This is a genomic window from Paenibacillus sp. 3LSP (genome assembly GCF_032465655.1).
Lineage (GTDB): Bacteria > Bacillota > Bacilli > Paenibacillales > Paenibacillaceae > Fontibacillus > Fontibacillus barengoltzii.
This window is the reverse complement of sequence record NZ_JAWDJI010000105.1, coordinates 1-2,599: the sequence shown is the minus strand read 5'-3', so window position 1 is coordinate 2,599 and position 2,599 is coordinate 1. Positions and strand designations below refer to the sequence as shown.

Annotated in this window: 2 protein-coding genes and 1 pseudogene; 2 read left to right on the top strand and 1 reads right to left on the bottom strand. The window is 54.3% G+C overall.

What is annotated here, in order from left to right:
* Positions 1-170 precede the first annotated feature (170 nt).
* A complete protein-coding gene (locus tag RW092_RS08685; RefSeq protein ID WP_036624573.1) occupies positions 171-1,484 on the bottom strand; it encodes a replication-associated recombination protein A in 1,314 nt (437 codons plus the stop codon).
* A gap of 452 nt (positions 1,485-1,936) precedes the next feature.
* Here RW092_RS08685 and RW092_RS08680 point away from each other — a divergent pair, with 452 nt between their 5' ends.
* Positions 1,937-2,239 carry a CD3324 family protein gene (locus RW092_RS08680; protein ID WP_371859555.1) on the top strand — a complete coding sequence of 101 codons (303 nt, stop codon included), beginning with the start codon at positions 1,937-1,939 and terminating at the stop codon, positions 2,237-2,239.
* 103 nt (positions 2,240-2,342) lie between these two features.
* Positions 2,343-2,599 (top strand): annotated as a pseudogene (locus RW092_RS08675) (hypothetical protein); the annotation flags it as partial.

The window sequence follows — 2,599 nt, the reverse complement described above, 5'->3', positions numbered from 1 at the left end:
AGCGGGTGGTTTTTTGTTTCGCACGCTTCGCGAGCTCAACTGGCTAAAGCCATAATAAAGAGGAGCCCCGCGTCGGTGAATGACGTGGGGCTCCCTTTTTTTATGCATAACCGGGCTATTGCGACTTGGCTTGCGATCCTCTTGCCTTCCCTCGCCTCGCACTTTCCCTTCTACCTTCCGCTTCTGCGCCGCAGCTCCTGGTTATGCTTGATCTTCGCCTCATTCCCTTGCTCCGTGGCATGGTAGAACGTCCGACCGGACAATCGCTTGGGCAGGTACTCCTGCTGTACGTAATGCCCGGGATAATCATGCGGATATTTGTAGCCTTCATGCCCAAGCTTCACCGCTCCCTTATAATGCGTGTCGCGCAAATGGAGCGGCACTTCGGCAGATTTGACCTCTTCGATCGCCGCCATGGCGTTCCCAATCGCTTCAACCACCGCGTTGGATTTTGGACTTTCGACCGCAAACAAGATCGCCTGGACAATATTCAGCCGTGCTTCCGGCCAGCCATTGTTGCGGTAAGCCTCCAAGGCGCTGACGGCCTGTACCATCGCCTGTGGATTGGCCAGACCAATATCCTCGCTGCTGGCAGCGATCAACCGTCGGATGAATGTCATCGGGTCCATTCCCAGCTTCTCAACCGCGTACAGGAACCAGAACACCGCCGCATCGCTGGAGCCGCGAATCGATTTATGAAACGCGGACAGCACGTCATATTGCGTGGACTCGTCCGCTTTGACGAGCGGCCGGCGGATCGATTCCTCCGCCACTTCGAGCGTAATGTGCACCGTCCCGTCCGATTGCGGGGGCGTGGTCATCGCCGCCAGCTCCAGCGCATTCAGCGCGCGCCGAATATCTCCGTTCGCCATCGCAGCGATGTGCAGCAGCGCCTCCTCGTCAACCTGCAGCGGCATAAAGCCCAGCCCCTTCTCTTTGTCGGCCAAGGCCCGCCGCATCGCGATCAGCGAGTGCTCCTTCGTCAGCGGCTCCAGCTGGAACAGCGTGGAGCGGCTCATTAACGCGCCGTTAACGTAGTGGAACGGATTTTCCGTCGTTGCCCCGATAAAGATGATCGTGCCTTTTTCCACCGCCGGTAGTAATGCGTCCTGTCTCGAGCTGTTAAATCGATGGACCTCGTCTAGGAACAGAATCGTTTTGGTGCCGTAAAAAGCTTTGTCGTTCTGGGCTTTTTCAATCACCTCACGCACATCCTTCACCGACGCATCCACCGCGTTGAGCTTGACGAACTCCGCCTTCGTCTGATTGGAGATAATATGAGCAAGCGTCGTTTTGCCGCAGCCGGGAGGGCCGTACAGTAAAATCGACGAGACCTGGTCCGCTTCAATCGCCCGCCGCAGCAGCTTGCCCGGGCCGACAATATGTTCTTGTCCGATATATTCATCCAGCGAGGTCGGCCGCATCCGGTCCGCCAGCAACCGCCCCGCCGGACTTTGCTCTTGATTAAATGAAAACAAATCCACCTTCAAGTCACTTCCTTGATCGTTAGCATGATAATCCGGATACATGGAATGATACCAAACTTATTCTAGCACACCTGACGTAAAAAACACTTATAGTTGTTCTTTCGCTTTTCCTGCAGCCGGAAGTATGAGTTAATATAGATGTCGGGCCGACGAATCACGGGAAAGGGGGCTGATCGAAGTGATTTCAGTGAGTGAGGTGGCTGTCGCGTAACGCGGCACCACAATAAACGGGGGGCTGGGAACAGCCTCCCTTATTTATGTTTGACGATTCCTGTGTTAAGATAGATCCAGTTAAAACCAAATTTTGTCTTTATTTAAAGTCAAAGTCGTTTGTTCTACACCAAGAAGGTTGGAACAAGCGGTACCAATACTCAATGGAAAGGGGGAAGCGAGCATGTTGACTTATATCGTAACAGCAATCAAGGACGGAGCACGAAATAAGGAGGTACATGATCGTGAATTACAAAAATGGAAAGGATGTTCTTCCCCCTAGGCTGCTGAAGGAGCTCCAAACGTATATTCAGGGTGAGCTGCTTTACATTCCCAAGCCGGAACGGTCAAGGGCGTTATGGGGAGAACTGAGCGGTTCCCGCCACTCGATTGCTAAACGGAACGAAGAGATTTTTCGCTTGTACCGCGCCGGGAGCACGGTACGGGATTTAGCCGAAAGATTTCACCTCTCCGATGAAAGCATCCGCAAAATTTTAACCAAAATGCGCAGCCTCAGGCAACCCGCAACCGTGTCCGAGTAACGCCAACCCGGGGAACAACATCCTAATCCAAATCACAATCCTGATCCTAAACCCTAAGCCAGGACCGGCCGGTCTTGGCTTTATTTCTATAGATTCAGGTATAATGGAGTCATATCCTACTTCGAGCCTATACCAAACTGAGGTGACCCCCTTGACGCAGCAGCAACCTGAACCTAACTCAACTTCCGCGAATGCGATAAAAATATGCGCCTATTGCGGCGAGGCCAAGCCGCTGGGCGAATTCCTGCGCCGCACCGGCAAGCGCTCCGGCAAAGGCTCACGCCGGGGCGCTTGCCGCAGCTGCCGCGCGCTGCGCAAGCGGCAGCAGGCTGCCCAGGCTCAGGCCGCGTTGCCGCAGGC